The sequence below is a fragment of the Rhodococcus sp. JVH1 genome, from assembly GCF_000280725.2.
In the GTDB taxonomy this organism is placed as follows: Bacteria; Actinomycetota; Actinomycetes; order Mycobacteriales; family Mycobacteriaceae; genus Rhodococcus_F; species Rhodococcus_F jostii_A.
In genome coordinates this window covers 4,477,702-4,498,955 of sequence record NZ_CP166289.1, presented here as the reverse complement: position 1 = coordinate 4,498,955, position 21,254 = coordinate 4,477,702, and the positions used below count along the sequence as shown (strand labels likewise).

Below are 21,254 nucleotides of genomic sequence, written 5' to 3'. Positions count from 1 at the left end.
TTTCAGTGCTTCGGTGGTGGTGGCCGCCGAGAGTCGATCAGGAGGCGTCAGCGGCCTCGTCGAGGATGGTGACGGTGCCGGTGTTGCCGTCGACGCGAATCAACTGGCCCGTCTTGATGGTCGAGGTGCCGAAACCGGTGCCGACCACAGCGGGCAGCTCGTATTCGCGGGAGACGATCGCGGCGTGGCACATGATGCCGCCGATATCGCTGACCGCTCCGCGGATCCGGCCGAATACCGGAGTCCAACTCGGGCTGGTGACCGGGGCGACGAGGATCTCGCCTTCCTGGACGGTGTCGAGCTGGTCCGGGCGCAGCACGACGCGGGCGGGGCCCTCGGCGACGCCGGGCGAACCCGCGAAGCCCGACAGGGTGTTGCTATTTCCGCCGCCGTCCTGGGCGGTCAGCCAGCGTTCGACTGTTTCCGGGGTGATGCCCCAGAGCATGATGGTCAGCGGCTCGCTCACCTCCTGCGGGACCGGGCCGAGGGCCGGCGGCGGGTTCCACGCGTCGAGCGCGGCGTAGATTTCCATGCGGCGCTCGATGATCTGTGGCCAATGGAAGCCGCCCTGCGGCTTACCGCCGGCACCCCATGCCATCTGCAGGTCCACGATCGCTTCTTCGACCTCGGCGCGGCGGAGGAAGAAGATGTCCTCCACGTCGTCCCAGAAGCCCCACTTGCACAGGAGCCGGCTGAATTCGCGGGTCTTGTTCCAGAAGTTGGTGAGGAACCAGTGCTCGACGTAGAAGTTGTGGTTTTCCACGTAGGGGAACACGGTCCGCGACAACCCCAGCGCCTCGTCGAAGCCGGGCAGGTCTTCCTCGTCGAGCAGTGAACGGTAGTGCTCGACCACCGAATCACGCTCGGCCTGCAGCCTTTCCAGGGGGCGGGTGAGGTCCTCGCCTTTTCGCAGGCGGTCGAGGTAGTCACCGATGGCCTGAATCGGCAAGCTCAGGTCGTCGATCCAGCTGCGGTGCGAGTGGTACATCCCCGACCCGTAGGAGAAGTAGAACCACGGGTCCTTGCTCTCCTCCAGGGCGGCGAGCCACGCCTTTCCGGCGTCGGTGCCGCCGAGCCCGTCGGTCAAGTCCTTTTCGGTGGTGGCGGCCCGGACGATGTCCCCGACCCCGAGTTCCTCGGCCTTGCGTGCCAGGGCGCGCAGTTCGTCGTCCGGGCGGAAGAGCAACACGTCGACACCGCTGACCATCCGGGAGATCGTCTGGTCGTCGATCTCCGGGAAGTGTTCCTTACACAGGGTGAGGAACTGCAGGTACGCGGCGTAGCCGAGATTCAGGAACTCCGAGTGCAGCGTCCAGATCTGGTCGCCGTACTCGAGGAGGCGGTGATACGCCGCCAGCAATTGGTTGCCCTGGGTGGGACCGCGGTCCTCGAGGACGCGCTCGATCGGCTCGAACTCCGACAGCGCGGGGACCTCCAGTGCGTGCACACCACGGATCGCGTCGGTGACGCGGCCCTCCCACTCGGCGTAGAGGGTGTCCCAGTTCTGGAAGTAATACCCGGCGCGCTCGGCGAATTCCTCCGCACGGCGGGCCTGCTCGTCCGAATCCGGGCTGGGCAGGGTGGACATGTAGGTGTACCCGTTGACGATCCGCACATCCAGGCCCTTGGCCGGCGGCAGCGCGAAGACACGGGTGTTCGTCACGCCCGTGCCGGTGAAGGCGCCATCGACCATCGCCTGATCGAACGGGTACGAGACCTCCGGGTAGTGCAACGAATTGCGGAACCAGGTCTTCGTCGAGTCCTCCGCGCGCCGCGAGCCCAGGAACCGGTTGTGGTAGGCGTACATCTCCTCCCAGCCCTCCGCCCCCTCCGGGGTGGTGATCTCGTACGGGTCCGGGAAATGGCGCGCATCCGGTGCCGGCTGCGACGTGGGAATCGAGTTCCGCTCGCTCTCGGTGGTCGTCATAACTTCTCCTCCATACCAAAGGGCTCAGTGCCCGGAACGTGGATCACAGTGTGTGCCGCTTGTGACCCAGGCCACCAGAAAGCTTTTCACTGAACGAAAAGGAACCTGACGATCCGCAGTTCAAAGCCCTTACCGGCGGGAAAGCCTGTCGACTCTTTTCACACAGTGGAAAGGCGTCTAGGGTGCGAGTTGAGCGCAAGACCCGGAAGGCAGAAAGGTGGACCTCATGACGGCGTCACCACCCGGCACCCCCAGAAAGTCGGTGACCGAACGCGCCTTCGCGGTTCTGATGTCCTTCGACATCACCCATCGGCGCATGACGCTGTCCCAGATCTCGCGTCGCACGGGTCTGCCGGTCGCCACCACGTTCCGTCTTCTCGACCGGCTCGAGGCCATGGCCGCGGTCGAGCGCGGCGGCGACGGCCGGTACAGCATCGGCCCGAAGATCTGGGAGCTCGGCATCCTGGCTCCCACCCACGATGTGATCGGGATGGGCACCCGCCCGCTCCTGGTTCGTCTCGCCGCTCGCTCCGGAGCCATGATCCGGGTGTTCGTCTACAACGGCCAGAATGCGCTGTGCGTCGAAGAAGTCCTCGCGCACGGCGGCAGCTCCGCCGGCGGCGGCCCGGGCTTGACGCTGCCGTTGCACGACTGCGCCGCCGGACAGCTGATCATGACGTCACTGACCCCGGCCGTCCGGAGCTCGCTGCCATTGACGCGAATACATTTCGACCGACTCGAGGAAACCCTCGCTATCGTTCACCGGCAGGGCTGGGCCCGCCTGGTGCGGCCCGACGGAACCGTGGATTACGCAGTCGGACTCGACGCCGAAGGCCGACCGCCAATGGCTCTCTCGGCCGCCGTACCCCCGCCCAGCGGCACCACCAAACCCCCGGTCACCGCCGAAGCCTTGGTGCCCGAACTGAGAAGTGTTGCGCGCACTCTCGTCGGCATCCTGAACAACTCCTCGGACGATCGCCATTCGACCGCCGCACCACCCGAAACTCAGCCACACACGAACAGCGAGCACCGATGAGCGCCGAACCGTACAAGAGCAACGCGAAGTCCGTCACGGCCCGGGCCCTCGCCGTCCTGGCCGCCTTCGACCTCGAACACCCGCTACTGACGCTCAGCCAACTCGCACGCCGCGCGGGACTTCCCGTCGCCACGGTGTACCGCCTCGCCGGCGAACTCGAGGACGGCCGATTCCTCGACCGCGACCACGCAGGTCGGTACGGACTCGGGGTGAAACTCTGGGAAATGGGGCTCCTCACCCCCGTTCACGGCCGACTCCGCGAAACGGCCATGCCGTTTCTCCTCAACCTCCAATACGACTGCCGCGAGACAGTGCAGCTTGCCGTCTGCGACGGAACCGACGCCATCTACGTCGAAAAGCTGACATCGGAAGAATCCGTGCCCGTACAGAGCCGCATCGGCGCCAGAATCCCGCTCCATGCGACCGGCGTGGGCAAAGCGCTGCTCGCCTTCAGCGACGAATCCTTCATCGACGCCATACTCGCAATGCCGCTGACCAGCTATTCCGCGGAGACCATCACAGACCGCCGCGCACTCTCCCGCCAACTCGCCCAAATCCGGCAGCGCGGATACGCAGAAAGCCACCAGGAATATCACTGGGGCTCAACATCGGTCGCCGTCCCAGTGCAAGTCAACGGACTGGTGAAAGCCGCCATCGGCATCGTCAGCTACACGCTGCGCGACGACCTATCCCAATACCTTCCATCGCTCGTGCACGCAGCACACGGCCTCGCCACCCGACTGGAACAGACCGCAGGAAACGCCTACCCAGGCCTCAACGGCCTCACCCAAGACGACACCCCATAACGGTCGAATAACGGGTTTGCCGACACCCGCTCTGACCCGGGAAATCGACGGGAAATCGCGTCGACAATCCGTGTCGAGAACCTATGTCGAAAAACCCCCAGCCGCCGGCATTGTCGACACATGCTGATCGGCTACGCGCGGGTGTCCAGCGCTGACCAGAACCCTGACCACCAGGTCGATGCGCTGCGCCGCGCCGGTGTCGTCGCCGAGAACATCCACGTCGACCACGCGGGCGGGGCGAAAGCGTCACGCCCTCAACTCGATCTGGTGCTGCAGCGGCTCCGCGCGGACGACGTCCTGGTGATCACCCGGCTCGACCGGCTCGGGCGGTCGATGCTGCACCTGATCACGCTCGGCGCCGATCTGCGCGAGCGCGGCATCGGTCTGAAGGTGCTCGAGCAAGGGATCGACACCGCCACTGCAGAGGGCCGCGCGATGTTCGGCATGTTGTCGGTCCTGGCCGAATTCCAGCGCGAGCTGATCGTGGCCAACACCCGCGACGGCTCGCCGCTGCCCGGGCCCGCGGCCGGAAGGGTGGCCGGCCCTCGAGGCTCAGCCCAGACCAGATCGAACTCGCTCAACGCCTATACGACGCCGGGCAACACACCGTCGCCCAGATCGCCGACATGCTGAAAGTGCCGCGCACCACGGTGTATGGGCATCTGAACAAGCGGCAGGCCATCGCACCGGTCACGCAGGAAATCATCGACCCACCTGCACCAACATCGCGGATATGCCCTACCTGCGGCCCCGAGCCGACCACTCGCGCCGAGGCAGCGCATCAACGCGCTGACCTGGCGGTGATCTGGCTCTACCCAGATCCCGATCGCCGCAAAACAGTGATCGGTCGACAGCATTGCCGGCACTGTGAACCCGGGCAACCAGCGTTCGACCTCGCCTGCAGTGTCTGCGGCGACGGTCCCATTCTCGCCGGTCAATTCGCCGAGCTCGCGGAGGACGGCGATCTAGCCAAGCCGGTTCAACAATGGCTCACCGCAGCCGGATGGACGGTCACACCCGATCTCTTGTGCCCGGACCACGCATGACATGCCGCAGCCAGAATCGGTGCCCGAAGCTCAGTAGGATGGCCGCTAGCGGTGTGGATGCGCGGCGTGCAGGTAGTGCATCGCAGCGCTGTGACCTGCATCGCCCGAAACCACGTGGATAACGTGATCTGCGCGATGAAAGCGGCGACTTTTACACGGGCGTAAGAAATCCAGGACAAGCTTTGCGAAGGCTTGTCCACCGGCGATCGTCGGCCGCGGCAGGCTCTACAGAATGTGCTCCTGCCCACGTGTGACCGTCCAGAAAGCTGTACCACTGTGCTCCAGCTCATCTCGATACTCGCTCTTCTCCGGAAGGTCGGCTCCTCCGCTCTGCCGTCAGTGCGCGCCGCATTGCTTCGCTTCGCGGGGTACCTGATGCCGATTGCGCAGACGGCGGTCACCGCGGGGGCGGCATGGTGGGTGTCGGTCGAGGTGGCCGGTCACGAACAGCCGCTGCTGGCCCCGCTGGCCGCGGTCGTGTGCCTGAGCGTCGCGCGGGGTGCCCGCAGCCGCCGGGCCGGCGAGCTGATAGCTGGTGTCACCATCGGAACGATCGTCTCGGACGTCGTCGTGCGGTACATCGGCAACGGGCCGTGGCAGATCTGCCTCGTGGTGGCGGTGGCGATGTCTTTCGCGGTGCTCCTCGACGGTGGTTCGGTGATCGTCCTGCAGGCGGGTTCGTCGGCGGCATTGGTTGCGGCCATGGCATCCGCTACGAGCGCCCACCCGTTCGACCGTGTCGTGGACGCACTGATCGGGGGTGCGCTCAGCCTTGTGGCGCTGTCCGTATTGCCCACCGACCCCGTGCGACGGACACGCCGGTGCGCGGCCGCTGTGCTGGACAGCGTGGCCGCAGCCCTCCGGCAGACGTCGAAGGGCCTGGCCGCGGGTGACGTCTCCGCGCTGGAGGATGCTCTCGCACTTGCCCGTTCGACGCAGTCGACCATCGACAGCATGCGCGTCGAACTCCGTTCCGGCTCCGAGGTGGCCCGCATCTCCCCGATTCACTGGCGGGGACGTCGCCGCATCGGCCGGCTGGCATCGATCGCGGACCCGATCGACAACGCCGCACGCAACACCCGGGTTCTGGTGCGGCGGGCCCTGATCGCCACGTACGACGGCGAGCGAGTGGACCCGCAACTGGCGGACGCCATCTCCGATCTGGCGCACCTCGCCGACCGGATGCGGCTGATGATTCTCGCGACTCCCGCGAAGAAGCCCAACGAAATCCAGATCAGCGACGAACTCGAACGATTCGCGCGCTCACTGCCGCAGCAGGAGATCTCGGCAGGGTTCTCCGCAGCGGTCGTCTCCGCGCAGGTCCGATCCATCGTCATCGACTTCTTCGAAGTGTGCGGCATCCCGCGCGCCGTCTGCAGGCCGATGCTGCCCCGTCCCGCCCACTACGCGGACGCCGCGTAGCCCGGCGACCTCAGGGCATCTCGAGCCGGCACTGTTCCGGCGCGCGAGAGTTGTCGATGACGCAGAACCGGTTGCCCTCGGTATCCTCCAGCACCACGAAGTCCGATTCCTCGGGGTACCGGTCCCACGGCACACGCCGCGCACCGAGACCGACGAGTCGTTCGATCTCCGCGGCCTGATCCTCGCTGTCGCGAGCGTGCAGGTCGAGGTGCAGCCGAGGCTCGGGTTCCGCGTCGTGTTCGCTCTGCTGGATCGCCAGCAGTGGTCGGCCGTCGGGCAGCGTCAGGTTGGTGAAGTCGTTGTCGCCGACGGGCGGGAGCGCAGTCAATCCGAGTGCCTCGGTCCAGAACCTGGTTGCACGCCCGATGTCGCGTGCTCCGATCACTGTCGTTCCCAAGATGAGCATGAACCGAATTTATCCGCTGCGCCGGGCCGGGGTGGACGATGTGGGATGTGGAATTCGACGACCCGGTGTTGCGTCCCCTGGCCGAACGCTTGTGCCGCATCGACGGCGTCGTCGGCGTCACCCTCGGGGGCAGCCGCGCCCGAGGGACGCATACGGCGGAATCCGACTACGACCTGGGCGTCTACTACCGCGGTGCCCTCGACACCGGCGGGCTGAACGATCTCGCGCGGGAGTGGGCGGGCGCCGAGGCATCGGCGACCCGGACGGGTGAGTGGGGACCGTGGGTCGACGGCGGGGCGTGGCTGTCGATCGACGGCCGGGCAGTCGACTGGCTGTACCGCGACCTCGACCGGGTGACCACGGTGTGGCAGGACACCCAGCGGGGTGTGTACGGGTTTCACGCCCAGACCGGTCACCCGTTCGGGTTCGCGGACTTCGCGTACGCGGGCGAACTCGCGTCGGCGGTGATCCTCGTCGATCCATCCGGACGCATCGCTGCTCTTCACGCCGACATGCAGCACTACCCGGACCTCCTGCGTGAAGCCCTGGTGCGGCGACTGTGGGAGGCGGACTTCGTCACCATGCTGGCCCGCAAGGCGATCCCGCGTGCCGATGCGACGTATGTGGCGGGTTGCCTGTTTCGCGCGGTGTGCCTGTGCGCGCACGCCCTACACGCCCACGCCCGGCGCTGGCTCATCAACGAGAAGGGCGCCGTGGCCGCCGCCGGTGCCCTGCCGAACGCACCCACCGACTTCAGTGCTCGCGCTCATCTCGTCCTCGGCCGACTCGGAACCACGCCCGACGAACTGACCGCCGCCCTCGCCCTGGCCGAACAACTCGTCGACGACACCCGGAACGCCTGCCCCCTGACGTGATCGTGCGAACCCTCAGGCGTTCTCCCCGAACCGCCCGCGGGCCTCGGCCGGAATCAGCGGCTTCTCCGCCCGCGCCTTGATCTGCTGGACCGCCCACGTATTGCCGTCGGGATCGGCGAATCCGAAGAAAGTTCCCCCGTCACGCTCGTCGAACACGGTGATCTCGCTGACCTCGACACCTCGATCGAGCAACTCCTGGCGGGCCGCGGCGGCGTCGGCGACCACCAACTGCAGTCCCCTCATCGACCCCGGTGCCATCTCCGTGTGCGACGGGAGGTCGCCGATCACGATCGAGCAACCCGAACCGGTGGGGGTCAGCTGAACGACGTGCATGTGCTCGTTGGTGGTGTCGTGGTCGAGATGGAAGCCGAGCTTGTCGCGGTAGAACGCGACGGAACGGTCGATGTCACTGACGGGCAGAACGACCACTTCGAGTGTCCAGTCCATGATGCGGGTTCCTCCGTATAGGTGGGGAGCGAAATTGCTCCGCATCAGATGGTGGCGCATCGGAGGCGTCGTCGCCGCCGTTCTGCCGAGAGATCGGGGCTACCAGCCGCGCAACCGGTCCGGGGTGACGCGGACGAGCGTCGAGTAGTCCTTCCGGAACTTCTCGGGTGTGTAGTCCAGCCCGGCCATGTCCTCGCTGTACTTCCCGACGTAGGTCTCCCACTCCTCCACCAAGGGACCGTCCGCGTCGACGCGGGCTTTCCCGGTGAACACCGACACGTCACCACCCGTGGGGCTACTGTTGAAATTCAGCGCGACCTGCGGATTCCTGCCGATGTTCGCCAGCTTGGCGGTGCCCGGTTGACTGAAGATCGGGAACTCGGTGCCCGACCAGCTGAACCACACGGGGTCGGAACCGGGGTGTCGTTGCGACCGATGGTCGTCAGCCACACGATGGCTTCGTGGGCCAGCCGGTCGGCGACGGATTCGGTGATCGCGGACGCTGAAAGAGTCATTGCGTTCTCCTTGTCGTTTCCGATGATCAACCGGTTTCAACCGCGGACCGGTGCGCGATCTTCCCCGACGCGGATCGAATGCGTTCAGCCGTGCGCGTGCAGCGGTTTCCCCGACAACGCCAGCATCGCTTCGCCCAGTGCTTCGTTCTGGGTGGGGTGCGCGTGGACGAACGGGGCGACGTCGGTGGGCAGCGCTTCCCAGGCGACGGTCAGTTGGGCTTCGCCGATCAGTTCGCCGACGCGGTCGCCGACCATGTGCACACCCACCACCGGGCCGGCATCGCCGGCGCGGACGACCTTGATTCCGCCCGAAGTCTTCAGGATCTGGCTCTTGCCGTTGCCTGCGAGGTCGTACACGACGGATGTGACGTCGCCGTACCGTTCGCGGGCGGCGTCCTCGGTGAGTCCGACGGACGCGACCTCGGGGTGCGAGTACGTCACCCGCGGAACGAGATGCTCGGCCACGGGAACGGGATCGAGGCCGGCGATCTCTTCGGCGACGAAGACGCCGTGCTGAAAGCCGCGGTGCGCCAGTTGAAGTCCGGCCACGACGTCGCCGACGGCATACACACCGTCGACGTGGGTGCGCAGCCGCTCGTCGGTGACGACGAACCCGCGGTCCAGTGTGATTCCGTGTTCCGCGAACCCGCTGTCACCGGTGCGCGGCCCACGTCCCACCGCCACCAGCAGGATCTCCGCCTCGAGGGTGTCGCCGCCGTCGAGTTCCACGAGAACGCCGTCTGCGGTTTCCTTCGCCGCCGCGACCGTCACGCCCGTGCGGGCCGCGATACCGCGCTTACGGAATGCGCGTTCGAGTTGCTTCGAGCACCACGGATCCTCCGCCGCAACCAGGCGGGGGAGCGCCTCGACGACAGTCACTTCGGCGCCGAACGACGCCCAGACGCTGGCGAACTCGACGCCGATCACGCCACCGCCGAGAACGATGGCCTTCTTCGGGACGAACCCGAGATTCAATGCGTCGTCGCTGGTGACGATGCGCTCACCGAGTTCGATGGACGGCACCGTCCGGGCGTAGGAGCCGGTGGCGAGAACCACGGACGTCGCGGTGTAGCGGGTGCCGTCCACCTCGATCGTCCTGTCTCCGACATACTTTCCGTGCCCGCTCACGACGCTGATCTCGTGCTGGGCGACCAGACCCTGCAGTCCCCTGTGCAACCGGTCGATCGTGCCGTTCTTGTACTGGTGCACCGCCTCGATGTCGATGCCGTCGAACGTCGTTCGCACACCGAACGCGGCACCGGTCCGCGCGGTGTCGGCGACCTCGGCGGAATGGAGCAGCGCTTTGGTCGGGATACAGCCCCGGTGCAGGCAGGTTCCGCCGATCTTGTCCGCCTCGATCAGCGTGACCGACAGCCCGAGCTGCGCGGCGCGGAAGGCGCAGGCGTAGCCGCCGGAACCGCCACCGAGGATGAGCACGTCACTGTGCGCGTCGGCCATCAGAGCCTCCCCAGCGCGGTGATCGGGTTCTCGATGTAATCGGCGAACAATCTGAGGAACCCTCCCGCGATACCGCCGTCACACACGCGGTGATCGAAGCTCAGCGACACCTGGGTCACCTTCCGAACGGCCAACTGCCCGTCTATGACCCACGGTTTGTCGATGATGCGGCCGACGCCGAGGATCGCGGCCTCGGGATGGTTGATGATCGGGGTCGAGCCGTCCACGCCGAAGACGCCATAGTTGTTGAGGGTGAACGTGCCACCGGTCAGCCGTGCCGGTGGGAGCGTCCCCTCACGGGCCAGCTCCGTGGTGTCCCGCAGTTGCCGGGCCAGTTCGACTGTGGTGAGCGAGTCTGCCTTTTCGATCACCGGGACGACCAGGCCGCGCGGAGTCTGCGCCGCGATGCCGAGGTGGACGTGACCGTATCGGACGATCTCGCCCCGTTCGGTGTCGACGGTCGAGTTCAGTTCCGGGGACTGCTTCAGCGCCGCGAGGGCCAGGCGCGCGAGCAGGGCCATCAGGCTCACGCCGGCGTCGGCGTCGAGGGTGGCGTTGATTGCCCGGCGGGCGGCGAGGAGTTCACTGGCGTCCACGTCGACCCAGGTTGTCGCGTCCGGGATTTCGCGTCGACTCGTCGACAGCTTGTCGGCGACCGCTTTCCGCAGGCCCTTGATCGGAATCCGCTGCGCGTCGGCTGGCGCGGGTGTGGTGGCGAGTGCCTTCTCGACGTCGGCGCGGTTGATCACACCGCCGGGACCGCTCCCGGACAGCCGCGACAGGTCGAGATCGTTCTGCCGCGCCAGGTTGCGGACGACCGGCGAGATGACCCGTGGCGCAATACCGGTGCGGATCGGTTCCGGCCGTGTGACCTCGCGTGTCACGCCGACGCGTCGCCGACGCCGGCGGGTGTCCTCGCTGGTGCCATACCCGATCAGGACGTTGCCCGAGCCTGCTTGTTCTTCTTCGCGGTACTGCTCGTGCGCGGCGGGGGTTCCGCTGACGGTGATCAGCGGGGTGCCCACCTGAAGCGTCGAGCCTTCGTCGCCGTGCAGGGAGATCACGGTGCCCTCGAAGGGAATCGGCACCTCGACCCCGGCTTTCGCGGTTTCGACCTCGACGACCACCTGGTCGATGGTGACGGTGTCGCCGACCCGTACTTTCCATTCGGCGATGTCGGCCTCGGTGAGTCCTTCGCCGAGGTCGGGGAGCAGGAAGACCTGGTTGCTCATGCTGTCACCGCCCACCGGGTGTCGGCGGAGTCGTTCCACTGCAACCGGTCGACGCAATCGAGGACACGGTCGACGCTCGGCAGGTGGAGGCGTTCGAGTTTCGGCGCCGGATAGGGGATGTCGAATCCGCTGACCCGCAACACCGGCGCGTGCAGGTAGTGAAAGCAGCGTTCCTGGACGCGGGCGGCGATCTCGGCGCCGACACCGGCGAATCCCTGCGCCTCCTGAATGACGATGCAGCGACCGGTCTTCCGGACCGACGCCATGACGGTCTCGTCGTCGAACGGCACGATCGACCGCAGGTCGATCACCTCGATGTCGTGACCCTCCGCCGCGGCCGCTACGGCGGACTCGAGCGCGACGGTCACCGACGGCCCGTACGCGACGATGGTCGCGTCCCGGCCGGGACGCCGGACGGCGGCCTGCCCGATCGGCGCGCCCACCGCGACGTCGACGTCGGCGCGGGAGAAGTACAGGCGTTTCGGTTCGAGGAAGATCACCGGGTCGGGGTCGTCGATCGCCTCGCGCAGCAGGGTGTAGGCGTCCTCGACGGTGGACGGGGCGACGACCTTCAGTCCGGGGGTGTGGGCGTAGTAGCCCTCGCTGGAGTCGCAGTGGTGCTCGACCCCGCCGATGCCGCCCGCGAACGGGATTCGAATGACGATAGGCACGGACAGCGCACCCTTGGTGCGGTTCCGGATCTTCGCGACGTGGGAGACGATCTGCTCGAACGCCGGGTACGCGAACGCGTCGAACTGCATTTCGACGACCGGCTTGAACCCGGACATCGCCATGCCGATCGCGAAGCCGATGATGCCGGACTCGGCGAGCGGGGTGTCGAAGCACCGGTCGTCGCCGAAGTCGCGGGTCAGGCCGTCGGTGACGCGGAAGACGCCGCCGAGGGCGCCGACGTCCTCGCCGAAGACGACGACGTTCTCGTCGGCGGCGAGGGCGTCGCGCAGTGCGGTGTTCAAGGCCTGGGCCATGGTGAGCACGGGCATGGGGTCAGTTCTCCTCGGACTCGGCGGCCAGTTCGGCTTCCGCCTGCGCTTGCTGCTCTCGAAGTTGCGGGGTCTGTTCAGCGAAGACGTACCGGAACAGATCCATCGGATCGGTGGGCCGGTCGACGTTCATGCCGGCACGCAGCGTCGATGCGGCGGCCTCGGCGTCCGCGGTGAGGGCCTCCGACGATGCGTCGTCGAGCAGTCCCTTCCCGCGCAGGTACTTCTCCAGCCGGGCCAGCGGGTCGCGGACGAGCCACTGCTCCACCTCGGCCGAGTCGCGGTAGCGGGTGGCGTCGTCGGCGTTGGTGTGCGCATCGATCCGGTAGGTGTGGGCTTCGACGATGACCGGACCGTTGCCGGCGCGGACGAAGTTCGCGGCCTCGTCCATCACGGCGAGCATGGCGACCGGGTCGTTGCCGTCCACCTGCTCGGAGCCGATTCCGTAGCCGACTCCCTTGTGCGCCAATGTGGGCGCCGCGCTCTGCCGGGCGAGCGGCACGCTGATCGCGAATCCGTTGTTCTGTACCAGAAAAACCACCGGGGCCTTGAACACGGCGGCGAAGTTGAGGGCCTCGTGGAAGTCGCCCTCACTGGTCGCGCCGTCACCGCAGAACGCCAGGGCGATCGTGTCGTTTCCCTTGCGGTGTTCGCCGTAGGCCACACCGGTCGCGTGCAGCAACTGGGTGGCCAGCGGGGTGCACTGCGGGGCACTGCGGTGGGCGGCGGGGTCGTAGCCGCAGTGCCAGTTGCCGGCGAGCATGCTGAGGATCTCGACCGGATCGATGCCGCGGGCGGCGAGCGCCACCGAGTCGCGGTACGTGGGGAACATCCAGTCGCCGGGTTGCAAGCTCATCGCCGCCGCGATCTGACAGGCCTCCTGACCACGCGACGACGGGTACACGGCCAGCCGGCCCTGCTTGGTCAGAGCCGTCGCCTGCTGATCGAAGCGCCTGCCCAGCACCATGTTCCGGTACATCTCGACCAGACGGTCGTCGCTCGGCCGCGGATACCGGGCCTCGCTCTCGGTCAGCTCGCCGGCCGCGTCCAGATACTGCACCGCACACTCGGCGGGAAGGAACTTCCGATACGGCCTCGCCAGGGGCGGCTCTACGAGCGTCACGTCTACCTCCAGATGCATTGTGTTCGTCAATGCTCGCAACTGAACGACCTATCGACAACGACAAGGAGAAATCAGAGACAAACGGTTTAGAATCGGCTCATCGGGAGCAGAATGTCTCACCGGAGTGTGAGCGACCACAGTAGGGATGGACAGATGGCCGGCGGCACAGCGGGCACGTATGAACTCGACGCCATCGACCGGCGCATCATCAAGGAACTCGTCGCCGACAGCCGCATCTCGATGCGGGCGCTGGCGGAGAAGGCGCACATCTCCCGCGCGCACGCCTACGTCCGCATCGAGCGGTTGCAGGAGGCCGGTATCATCGAAGGCTTCACCACCCGGATTTCGCACTCCAAGGCGGGACTCGGCTCGTCCGCGTTCATCGCCCTCTCGATCCGGCAGGACTCCTGGCGAGGAATCTCCACCCAGCTCCGGACACTGCCCTTCGTCGAGCACTTCTCTTTGCTGGGCGGCGATTTCGACGTTCTCGTCCTGGTGCGCGCACCGGACAACAGCGCACTGCGTCATGTCGTTCTCGAACGGTTGCAGAGCCTCGAGGGTGTGCAGTCGACGAAGACGTGGCTGATCTTCGAGGAGGCCAACGGGCCCGGACCGGAGTGGGTTAGTTGACGGGCCGGATAGGATTCCGTCATGCGCAGCGACCTGATGAAGAACGCCGAACGCAGTGGTGAACCGGGCACCTTCGTGCTACAGAATCCCCGAATGCTCAAGGTGGACTTGGCCGGAACCAGCGGTCACTTCTTTGCCCGGAAAGGATCGATGGTCGCCTACCAGGGGGACGTCGACTTCGCCTACCAGGGCAGCGGCGGAGTCGGAAAGTTCTTCAAGAAGGCCTTCACCGGTGAGGGCATGTCGCTGATGAAGGTCTCCGGCAGCGGCGACGTGTTCCTCGCCCGCGACGCCGACGAGATCTTCCTGCTCGAACTCGAGGACGAGTCGGTGACCGTCAGCGGTTCCAACGTCCTCGCGTTCGACAGCTCCCTGAACTGGGACATCAACCGCGTCGAGGGCGCGTCGATGCTCAGCGGCGGACTGTTCAACACCACGTTCACCGGCCGCGGTGTCCTCGCCGTCACCATCTACGGCACTCCCGTCGTCCTGAACGTGGACACCCCCACTTACGTCGACATGCAGAGTGCGGTGCTGTGGTCGACCGGTCTGCACTCGACGATCCGCAAGACCGCGAAGATGGGTGCCGCGATCGGCCGGGGTTCCGGTGAGGCATATCAGCTGTGCCTCACCGGAAACGGCATCGTCGTCGTCCAGGCCTCGGAGGGGCACCCGGTTCCCAAGCCGTAACCGCCGCGGCTGCACGGGTGCCCCGGTCACTCACCCTGCCCGGGTGCGGGCGAGGGCGCCGATCGCGACGTCGACGAGCAGGAACGCGAGGAGACTGACGCCGAGCAGCGGAACGAACCAGCCGACGAGGACGACGCAGGCGGCCCCGGCCACCGCCGCGGCCGGGTGGATTCGGCGCCAGGAGCCCCGCACCGGCGGCCTGCCCACCGCCCGGGTGGTGCCGCGGGTGGGCCTGCGGCGCCACCACAGGAGGTAGCCGCGGACGATCACGGCGAGCAACGCCACCGCGAGGGCGGCCAGGACCAGCTGGTTGAGCAGGCCGAACAACAACCCCATGTGCAGGGCGATCCCCCAGGACGTCAGCTTCGCGGCGAGCGGCCAGTCACCGAATCGCGACACGTCCGTCACCGCGCCCGTCGCCCCGTCGACCGCGATCGCGTCGGTCGAGAACTGCCACGGTTCGCGGGTCTGCGTGACGGTGAACGCGGTGCCCGCGTCGGCGGGAACGGTTGCCTCGACAGCGCCGGTGACACCGCCCCGCCGGGCCACCTCGAGGACGGTGTCCAGTTCGCCCACGTTGCGGTCGAGGATTCCCGGATCCGACGCGGGGGTGTGCCCGGCGCCGTGCCCGTCGTGACCGCCCGATGCGGCGGCGCCGGCAGCGGGCGCCGAGTCCAGCTTCTTGTCGATCTTGGGGGTGGTCCAACTCAGGGCGGAGCGGAGTTCGCCGACGTTCTCGCCCGCGTACCGCGACCAGGTCAGGCCCGTGGCCGAGAGGAACACCAGGCCGACCGCGATCCAGATCCCGACCACACCGTGCCAGCCGAGGGTTCTGTTGCGGCCGCGGCTCGACCGGTCGAGCGTCCACAGCCTGGCGGCGTCTGCGTTGCGGGCGCGGGTGGTGCGGTAGCGCTGCACCCAGAGGTACACGCCACCGAGCGCGATGACCCACAGCCACGACGCGGCGAGCTCGCTGTAGATGCGGCCGGGCTCGCCCAGGTGCAGGTGCCGGTGCAACTGCGAGATCCAGGTGCGCATCGGCAACGCCCCGCTGCTGCCGTAGACGACGAGCTCGCCCACCGACTCCGCGGTGACGGGATCGACGAAGACCGCGCGGCGCTCGGACTCTCCCAGGGTGGGATCGGTGAACATCACCTGCGTCGTGTCACCCGCTTCGATCGCCGGGCGCACGGCGGCGACGGTGAGGTCCGGGCGAACCTGCTGCGCGGCCCGCACCTGTTCGGACATCGGCAGGTCCGGGCCGGTCGAGTCGACGTGCAGGTAGTCGCGGTAGACCAGCTGCTCGACCGACGGCGCGAGAGCGTAGAGGCCGCCGCTGACGGCGGCGATCACCAGGAACGGGGCCACCAGGATCCCAGCGTAGAAGTGCAGGCGCAGGATCAGTGGCCGGAAACTGCGCGGCGGCGCGGAGACCTTCGACGCCGGGGAGGACGCGACCGGTGTGTCGCGTTCGAGGTCAGGGATGGACATGACGATCTCGCTTCGAATCGGGTGAGACGGGCACCCAGCGCCGTCGAGGCCGCGCACGTCAGGGGTGCGCTGGGCAACTCGAGGTCAGGGATGCACCGACTCAGGAAGGCGTCGGCACCGGGACCCGCCGGGGAGTCCGCTGGTGCCGCGTGAGGACACGCCGAACCGGCGACGACACGTCTGGTGTGCGCCGGGAAGGCAGTGAGAAAGGATTCGACTAGACGAGAGCGGGTGGTCCGCGGGTGCCGGCGCCCGCGGCGACCAGCAACCACAACGACAGCTTCGCGCGGTAGACCGGGGTCGCGGTCCAGGTGCCGGTATCGACCTGCAGCGGGGCGAGGACGGCGAGAACGATCCGCGACAACGCGGCCAATGCCCTGAGGCAGGCGCGTTCGGCGGACCGGACCAGCACCGCGGCCACCGCGATCGCGGCAAGGTGCGCGGCGATCATCGGGGTGGAAAGCCCCAGCCCATGGGAATGATCGGCGGCCAAGGCCAGCGTGGTGTGGCCGATCAACTGGCCCGCAGCGAGCACCGACAGCACGAACAACCATTCACGGGTGGCCACCCGGACAGCGGCGACCGACGCCCCGACCGCGGCGCACGCCGCGAGAAGCAGCACCACCGAGCCATCGCTCGGGGGCATTCCGCCTCCACCGATGCCGTGGGCGGCGATGCTGACCGCGCCGGACATTGAACCCACGACGGAGCCGCGCACCCGCGCGACCACCTCCAACCGTGAATTCACCCCGCGAGGGTACCGCTTCCGGTGCCAGCCCCGGCCGCGGGGCGCAGACGCGCGAGGACGTCGGTCAGGGTGACGACACCGATCAGCTCACCGTTGTCGGTGACGATCGCGAGATGGCTGCGGGTCTCGCGCATGGTGCGCAGTGCGTCGTACACGGCGGCGTCCGCATCGAGGGTCAGCACCGGGCGCATGAGGTCGGCGGCCGTAACCACGGGACCGGCCCGCAGGCTGTCACGAACGTGCACCACCCCCTTGATCCCGTCCTCGTCGCGCACGAGCAGTCGGAGGTGGCCGCTTCGATCCGCGACCGCCCTGATCGCAGCCGCAGACGCGTCCGGGGCGACGCTGCTGGGGGTGGTGTTCGGCCGCACCATGTCTCGCACGGCGAGCGATTGGAGTTCCAGGGCGCTGGTCAGTTGGCCGTGGTACCGCTCGTCGAGCGTGCCGACGGTCGCCGAGTGCTCGACGAGGTGTCGCAGCGCGTCGGGATCCTGCCCGGCCCCCACCTGGTCGACCGGTTCCACGCCGAACTTCCGCAGACACCGGTTGGCCATCCGGTTCAGCACCAGCAGCAGCGGGCGGGTGGCCCACATGAACCCGCGCATCGGGATCGCCAGCAGTGTCGCCGACTTCTCCGGGTGCGCGATCGCCCACGACTTCGGTGCCATCTCACCGACGACGAGATGCAGGAACGTGACGATGATCAGGGCGAGGATGAATCCGAGCACGTCCGCCAGCCACAGCGGGGCACCCCAACCTGCGAAGGCCGGGGTGAGCCAGTGATGCACGGCCGGCTTCGTGACGGCGCCGAGCGCGAGGGTGCAGACGGTGATGCCCAACTGGGATCCGGCCAGCAGCACGGACAACTCGGAGGCGCTGCGCAGAGCAGCGCGGGCGGCCCTGCTGGTGGGGGCAGCGTCCTCGAGCCGGTGGCGACGGGCAGCGATCAACGCGAATTCGATCGCCACGAAGAACGCGCTGGCCGCGATCAACCCGACGGTGACGAGCACGATGACCCACGGATTACTCATCGGTCGAGTCACTCTCCAGGACGCGGAGCCTCACGAACAGCGAGGACGGGACGTGCTTGTCGACTGCCCGCACCTCGGCGTCGAGGCTGCGGACGGGCGGGTCGGCGTCATTGATCAGGTCGGCCGGATCCGGGTTCAATCGGACCGCGACGACGTCACCGACGACGGGGAGACCGCCGAACTCGGCGATGACGGCACCCGCGAGCGTCTCGAAGTCACCGGGCGGCAGGTCGTGTCCGAGAATGCGCTCCACCTCGTCGATGTGCAGATCGCCGGGCATCGTCCAGCCTTCGGACTCCGAGCCCGTCACGGACGCGTCACCGTCGGGATCGTGCTCGTCGGCGATCTCACCGACGAGTTCCTCCGCGAGGTCCTCGATCGTGATGACGCCGGCGAATCCGCCGTACTCGTCGACGACGAGGGCCATTTCGTCTCGGGCGGCCGTCAGCTGTTCCAGCACGTCGGGCAGCGGCAGCGACGACGGCACGACGACGGCCGGACGGGCCCGGGACGCGGCCGGACCGTCGGACTGCTCGCCGAGCAGGTCGTGGAGGTGGATGACGCCGCGCAGATCGTCGGACGAACTCCCGACCACGGGGTAGCGGGTGTGGCCCGCACCCATCTTCTCGAGAACACTGCTCAGGGAATCGTGGGCCCGGGCGGTATCGACGTGGGCGCGGGGAATCATCGCGTGCCCGGCGGTGCGGGTGGGAAAGTCGAGGATCCGGTCGAGCAGGGTCGACAGTTCCCGCGGCAGCTCACCGGCGTCGCGGGATTCGGCGACGATGTGTTCGAGGTCCCGCACGGTGGCCGAGTGTTCGACGTCGTGGACAGGTTCGATCCGCAGCGCGCGCAGCAGCAGGTTCGACGACTGGTCGAACAGCCAGATCAACCAGCCGAACAGTTTCAGATAGATCGTGGTCGACAGCGCGAGCCGACGCGCCACCGGTTCCGGCCGGGCGATCGCCAGGTTCTTCGGGAAGAGCTCCCCGAAGAGCATCTGAACGAAGGTGGAGAACAGGACGGCGAGGACGGCGCCGACACCGATCCCGACCGCGGTGGGGATGCCGACGCCGCCGAGGAGCTCACCGAGGCCGCGTCCGATCAGGGGTTCGGCGACGTAACCGACGAGCAGGCCGGTGACGGTGATGCCCAGCTGGGCGCCGGAGAGCATGAACGAGGTGCGGCGAGTGACGCCGAGGGCGCGGGCGGCGCCCGAGTCTCCCGCCTCGGCCCGGGCTTTGAGCCGCGAGCGGTCGACCGACATGTACGCGAATTCCTGGGCGACGAAGTAGCCGGTCAGGGCGGTGATCAGTAATACGACGACGACGCCGAAGCCGATGCTCAGGACGGTCACCATGCGTTCACCCGCGCCCTGCATCCGGGACTGCGGTGATCACTTTGGGGCGGGCTGGGTCTTCGGGGGCGCGAAGCGCTGGTCATGGCTCTCTCTGTATTCGGGATATGAAACACCCATAGTAAAGGACTCTTTACTTTTGCGACCGGCGGGTGCGCAGAGTCACACGGTCGGTGTTACGACCGGATTTCCGGATTCGGGCCGCGGTGAGGGTTACGAAACCTGAGCTTGTTCCGCGCGTGACCATTCGGAAATCACCGAACCGTGTACTTGTTTCAGGTCGACGGAGTGCACAACGCACTCTTCCCACGCAGAGCGAACAGACATCGAAGTCTACGCCCGGGCGTCGCCCACAGCATCTCATCAGCGCGTTCAGGCCCTTCGGGCGCCTCCGCCCCACGACCGACCAGGAGTCCCCCGTGACCGACATCGAGAACACCATCGCCGCGAACATCCAGAAGTCGCTCGGCGAGATTCCCCACCCGGCGCTGCCCAAGGGCAGCAACATCTACGGGTCGACGAAGATCTTCCCCGACTACAAGGCCGAGGACGGCGAGTCCTACTTCACGCTGGTGCACGGCATCGCGCACGAATCCTCCGTCAGCTTCGTCGCCGTCCTGCAGGCAACCCGCGCACTGCGCAAGGGTTTCGAGTCCGCGATCTACTTCTACGGTCCCGGAGCTCTCAACTGCCTTGCGACACGCGGCTTTCCGACCACCGGCGACAACGGGTTCCCGGGCGAGCAGAACATCAACGACGCACTCGCGACGTTCATCTCCGAAGGTGGAACCGTCTTCGCGTGCCGCTTCGGTCTCGCGCTGCACGGCGGCAGGGAAGAGGACCTGATCGAGGGCGTCGTGCCCGCACATCCCCTCGATGTGCAGGACGCCATCATCCACTACTCCCGCAAGGGCGCCATCATCAACTCCACCTACATGGTCTGAGGTGTGAACGATGAGCGATCTCTCGACACGAGTTGACGTAGCAGTACGTGGGATTCGGTCACTGAACGTCCCGGTCACCCGGACTTCCGGCGCCGGCCCCAGCGACGACGGTCACGTACTGATCGGCGGGATCGGCGGCGCCATCCCCATCCGGTCCGACAGCCCCTACGAAGTCAGCGGAAACCGCCTGCTGATGAACGGCACCGACATGGGGGTGGAGATCGAGCCGGTGCGCCGGCCCCGGTTCTACGACCTGGACACCGCCGACGGCATCTCCTACGAGAAGATCGCCCGGCTGCACGGGACGAACGTCCTCGCCACCACAGTCGTCCAGACCTGCATTCGATACGACCCGCAGCAGCGGTGCCGATTCTGCTCGATCGAGGCATCACTGCAGTCCGGCTCGACCATCGCGGTGAAGAAGCCCGAACAACTCGCCGAGGTCGCCGAAGCCGCCGTCCGTCTCGACGGCGTCACGCAGATGATCATGACCACGGGCACGTCCGCGGCCAAGGATCGCGGTGCCCGTCACCTGGCGCGATGCGTCGCGGCCGTCAAGGCGGTGGCTCCGGATCTCGCCATCCAGGTGCAGTGCGAACCGCCCGGCGATCTCGGGACCATCACGGATCTCCGGAACGCGGGGGCCGATTCCATCGGCATCCACGTGGAGTCGTTGGACGAGGAGGTTCGGCGGCGCTGGATGCCGGGCAAGGCGACGGTCCCGCTGGACGAGTACCGGGCGGCGTGGCGGGAGGCGGTACGGGTCTTCGGACGGAATCAGGTGTCGACCTATCTGCTGGTCGGATTGGGCGAAGATCCCGACGAATTGGTCGCGAGCGCAGCCGAACTGATCGACATGGGTGTGTACCCGTTCGTCGTCCCGTTCCGGCCGCTCGCCGGCACGCTGGCCGCCGAGGACGGGGCGCAGGCGCCGTCGCCTGCCCTGCTCGCCGACGTCACCTCACGGGTGGCGAAGGAACTGCAGGCGGGCGGCATGCGCGGCGCCGACCAGAAGGCGGGCTGCGCGGCATGTGGGGCCTGCAGCGTCCTTCAGAACGCCGGAGGCTGA

Annotated in this window: 21 protein-coding genes and 2 pseudogenes; 11 read left to right on the top strand and 12 right to left on the bottom strand. The window is 67.4% G+C overall.

From position 1 onward, the window contains the following. Positions 1-37: 37 nt before the first annotated feature. Complete coding sequence (locus JVH1_RS20785) at positions 38-1,927, bottom strand: PEP-utilizing enzyme (protein ID WP_009476269.1); 1,890 nt, start codon at positions 1,925-1,927, stop codon at positions 38-40. A gap of 226 nt (positions 1,928-2,153) precedes the next feature. On the opposite strand from JVH1_RS20785, the gene JVH1_RS20780 reads away from it, so the two are divergent. From JVH1_RS20780 to JVH1_RS20755, 6 genes and pseudogenes are all read left to right on the top strand, one after another. After that, positions 2,154-2,963 carry an IclR family transcriptional regulator gene (locus tag JVH1_RS20780; RefSeq protein WP_157174026.1) on the top strand — a complete coding sequence of 270 codons (810 nt, stop codon included), beginning with the start codon at positions 2,154-2,156 and terminating at the stop codon, positions 2,961-2,963. Further along, positions 2,960-3,769: an IclR family transcriptional regulator gene (locus tag JVH1_RS20775; RefSeq protein WP_043780012.1), complete on the top strand. Its 810-nt coding sequence runs from the start codon at positions 2,960-2,962 to the stop codon at positions 3,767-3,769. The genes JVH1_RS20780 and JVH1_RS20775 overlap by 4 nt, the downstream gene beginning before the upstream one ends. 120 nt (positions 3,770-3,889) lie before the next feature. Next, a pseudogene (locus JVH1_RS20770) lies at positions 3,890-4,213 on the top strand (recombinase family protein); the annotation flags it as partial. A gap of 20 nt (positions 4,214-4,233) precedes the next feature. Continuing rightward, positions 4,234-4,377: pseudogene (locus JVH1_RS20765) on the top strand (hypothetical protein); the annotation flags it as partial. 18 nt (positions 4,378-4,395) lie between these two features. Continuing rightward, positions 4,396-4,815: a hypothetical protein gene (locus JVH1_RS20760; protein ID WP_009476271.1), complete on the top strand. Its 420-nt coding sequence runs from the start codon at positions 4,396-4,398 to the stop codon at positions 4,813-4,815. Positions 4,816-5,091: 276 nt separating this feature from the next. After that, the gene (locus JVH1_RS20755; RefSeq protein WP_009476273.1) at positions 5,092-6,237 is read left to right on the top strand and encodes an aromatic acid exporter family protein; all 1,146 of its coding nucleotides are present in this window, start codon (positions 5,092-5,094) and stop codon (positions 6,235-6,237) included. 10 nt (positions 6,238-6,247) lie between these two features. Here JVH1_RS20755 and JVH1_RS20750 read toward each other — a convergent pair whose 3' ends face one another. After that, entirely contained in the window at positions 6,248-6,643 is a 396-nt protein-coding gene (locus JVH1_RS20750) for a VOC family protein (protein WP_009476274.1), read from the bottom strand. Positions 6,644-6,681: 38 nt separating this feature from the next. Here JVH1_RS20750 and JVH1_RS20745 point away from each other — a divergent pair, with 38 nt between their 5' ends. Next, positions 6,682-7,518, top strand: a complete 837-nt coding sequence (locus JVH1_RS20745) for a nucleotidyltransferase domain-containing protein (protein ID WP_043780014.1) — start codon at positions 6,682-6,684, stop codon at positions 7,516-7,518. Positions 7,519-7,530: 12 nt separating this feature from the next. On the opposite strand, the gene JVH1_RS20740 is transcribed toward JVH1_RS20745, so the two are convergent. The 6 genes from JVH1_RS20740 to pdhA all read right to left on the bottom strand — a co-directional run bounded on the left by JVH1_RS20740 (position 7,531) and on the right by pdhA (position 13,312). Continuing rightward, a complete protein-coding gene (locus JVH1_RS20740; protein WP_009476276.1) occupies positions 7,531-7,965 on the bottom strand; it encodes a VOC family protein in 435 nt (144 codons plus the stop codon). A 99-nt stretch (positions 7,966-8,064) separates the two neighbouring features. Then, positions 8,065-8,415, bottom strand: a complete 351-nt coding sequence (locus JVH1_RS20735; RefSeq protein WP_009476277.1) for a TIGR03667 family PPOX class F420-dependent oxidoreductase — start codon at positions 8,413-8,415, stop codon at positions 8,065-8,067. Positions 8,416-8,564: 149 nt separating this feature from the next. After that, positions 8,565-9,938 (bottom strand): dihydrolipoyl dehydrogenase, encoded by a 1,374-nt coding sequence (gene lpdA, locus JVH1_RS20730; RefSeq protein ID WP_009476278.1) that lies wholly within the window; start codon positions 9,936-9,938, stop codon positions 8,565-8,567. Next, positions 9,938-11,170: a dihydrolipoamide acetyltransferase family protein gene (locus tag JVH1_RS20725; protein ID WP_009476279.1), complete on the bottom strand. Its 1,233-nt coding sequence runs from the start codon at positions 11,168-11,170 to the stop codon at positions 9,938-9,940. The genes lpdA and JVH1_RS20725 overlap by 1 nt, the downstream gene beginning before the upstream one ends. Further along, positions 11,167-12,171 (bottom strand): alpha-ketoacid dehydrogenase subunit beta, encoded by a 1,005-nt coding sequence (locus tag JVH1_RS20720; RefSeq protein ID WP_009476280.1) that lies wholly within the window; start codon positions 12,169-12,171, stop codon positions 11,167-11,169. The genes JVH1_RS20725 and JVH1_RS20720 overlap by 4 nt, the downstream gene beginning before the upstream one ends. Before the next feature lie 4 nt (positions 12,172-12,175). After that, positions 12,176-13,312, bottom strand: coding sequence for a pyruvate dehydrogenase (acetyl-transferring) E1 component subunit alpha (gene pdhA / locus JVH1_RS20715; RefSeq protein ID WP_009476281.1), 1,137 nt, complete (start codon positions 13,310-13,312; stop codon positions 12,176-12,178). 135 nt (positions 13,313-13,447) lie between these two features. On the opposite strand from pdhA, the gene JVH1_RS20710 reads away from it, so the two are divergent. Beyond that, entirely contained in the window at positions 13,448-13,924 is a 477-nt protein-coding gene (locus tag JVH1_RS20710) for an Lrp/AsnC family transcriptional regulator (protein ID WP_009476282.1), read from the top strand. 21 nt (positions 13,925-13,945) lie between these two features. Further along, on the top strand, positions 13,946-14,614 hold the full coding sequence (locus tag JVH1_RS20705) for an AIM24 family protein (RefSeq protein WP_009476283.1): 669 nt from the start codon (positions 13,946-13,948) through the stop codon (positions 14,612-14,614). Between the two features lie 30 nt (positions 14,615-14,644). Here JVH1_RS20705 and JVH1_RS20700 read toward each other — a convergent pair whose 3' ends face one another. The 4 genes from JVH1_RS20700 to JVH1_RS20685 all read right to left on the bottom strand — a co-directional run bounded on the left by JVH1_RS20700 (position 14,645) and on the right by JVH1_RS20685 (position 19,244). Continuing rightward, positions 14,645-16,105 (bottom strand): PepSY domain-containing protein, encoded by a 1,461-nt coding sequence (locus JVH1_RS20700; RefSeq protein ID WP_009476284.1) that lies wholly within the window; start codon positions 16,103-16,105, stop codon positions 14,645-14,647. A 217-nt stretch (positions 16,106-16,322) separates the two neighbouring features. Beyond that, positions 16,323-16,853 (bottom strand): hypothetical protein, encoded by a 531-nt coding sequence (locus JVH1_RS20695; protein ID WP_009476286.1) that lies wholly within the window; start codon positions 16,851-16,853, stop codon positions 16,323-16,325. Further along, positions 16,850-17,884 (bottom strand): hemolysin family protein, encoded by a 1,035-nt coding sequence (locus tag JVH1_RS20690; RefSeq protein ID WP_043780016.1) that lies wholly within the window; start codon positions 17,882-17,884, stop codon positions 16,850-16,852. The genes JVH1_RS20695 and JVH1_RS20690 overlap by 4 nt, the downstream gene beginning before the upstream one ends. Then, complete coding sequence (locus JVH1_RS20685; protein ID WP_043780018.1) at positions 17,877-19,244, bottom strand: hemolysin family protein; 1,368 nt, start codon at positions 19,242-19,244, stop codon at positions 17,877-17,879. The genes JVH1_RS20690 and JVH1_RS20685 overlap by 8 nt, the downstream gene beginning before the upstream one ends. Positions 19,245-19,660: 416 nt before the next feature. Between JVH1_RS20685 and JVH1_RS20680 the strand changes: the two genes are divergently transcribed. Next, complete coding sequence (locus JVH1_RS20680; protein WP_009476287.1) at positions 19,661-20,185, top strand: MSMEG_0572/Sll0783 family nitrogen starvation response protein; 525 nt, start codon at positions 19,661-19,663, stop codon at positions 20,183-20,185. Positions 20,186-20,195: 10 nt separating this feature from the next. Continuing rightward, positions 20,196-21,254 carry an MSMEG_0568 family radical SAM protein gene (locus JVH1_RS20675; protein ID WP_009476288.1) on the top strand — a complete coding sequence of 353 codons (1,059 nt, stop codon included), beginning with the start codon at positions 20,196-20,198 and terminating at the stop codon, positions 21,252-21,254.

Coding starts and splice junctions, on each gene's coding strand:
- JVH1_RS20785 (WP_009476269.1), bottom strand. CDS start 1,927: ATGACGACCACCGAGAGCGAGCGGAACTCGATTCCCACGTCGCAGCCG.
- JVH1_RS20780 (WP_157174026.1), top strand. CDS start 2,154: ATGACGGCGTCACCACCCGGCACCCCCAGAAAGTCGGTGACCGAACGC.
- JVH1_RS20775 (WP_043780012.1), top strand. CDS start 2,960: ATGAGCGCCGAACCGTACAAGAGCAACGCGAAGTCCGTCACGGCCCGG.
- JVH1_RS20760 (WP_009476271.1), top strand. CDS start 4,396: ATGCTGAAAGTGCCGCGCACCACGGTGTATGGGCATCTGAACAAGCGG.
- JVH1_RS20750 (WP_009476274.1), bottom strand. CDS start 6,643: ATGCTCATCTTGGGAACGACAGTGATCGGAGCACGCGACATCGGGCGT.
- JVH1_RS20745 (WP_043780014.1), top strand. CDS start 6,682: ATGTGGGATGTGGAATTCGACGACCCGGTGTTGCGTCCCCTGGCCGAA.
- JVH1_RS20740 (WP_009476276.1), bottom strand. CDS start 7,965: ATGGACTGGACACTCGAAGTGGTCGTTCTGCCCGTCAGTGACATCGAC.
- lpdA (WP_009476278.1), bottom strand. CDS start 9,938: ATGGCCGACGCGCACAGTGACGTGCTCATCCTCGGTGGCGGTTCCGGC.
- JVH1_RS20725 (WP_009476279.1), bottom strand. CDS start 11,170: ATGAGCAACCAGGTCTTCCTGCTCCCCGACCTCGGCGAAGGACTCACC.
- JVH1_RS20720 (WP_009476280.1), bottom strand. CDS start 12,171: ATGCCCGTGCTCACCATGGCCCAGGCCTTGAACACCGCACTGCGCGAC.
- pdhA (WP_009476281.1), bottom strand. CDS start 13,312: ATGCATCTGGAGGTAGACGTGACGCTCGTAGAGCCGCCCCTGGCGAGG.
- JVH1_RS20710 (WP_009476282.1), top strand. CDS start 13,448: ATGGCCGGCGGCACAGCGGGCACGTATGAACTCGACGCCATCGACCGG.
- JVH1_RS20705 (WP_009476283.1), top strand. CDS start 13,946: ATGCGCAGCGACCTGATGAAGAACGCCGAACGCAGTGGTGAACCGGGC.
- JVH1_RS20700 (WP_009476284.1), bottom strand. CDS start 16,105: ATGTCCATCCCTGACCTCGAACGCGACACACCGGTCGCGTCCTCCCCG.
- JVH1_RS20690 (WP_043780016.1), bottom strand. CDS start 17,884: ATGAGTAATCCGTGGGTCATCGTGCTCGTCACCGTCGGGTTGATCGCG.
- JVH1_RS20685 (WP_043780018.1), bottom strand. CDS start 19,244: ATGGTGACCGTCCTGAGCATCGGCTTCGGCGTCGTCGTCGTATTACTG.
- JVH1_RS20675 (WP_009476288.1), top strand. CDS start 20,196: ATGAGCGATCTCTCGACACGAGTTGACGTAGCAGTACGTGGGATTCGG.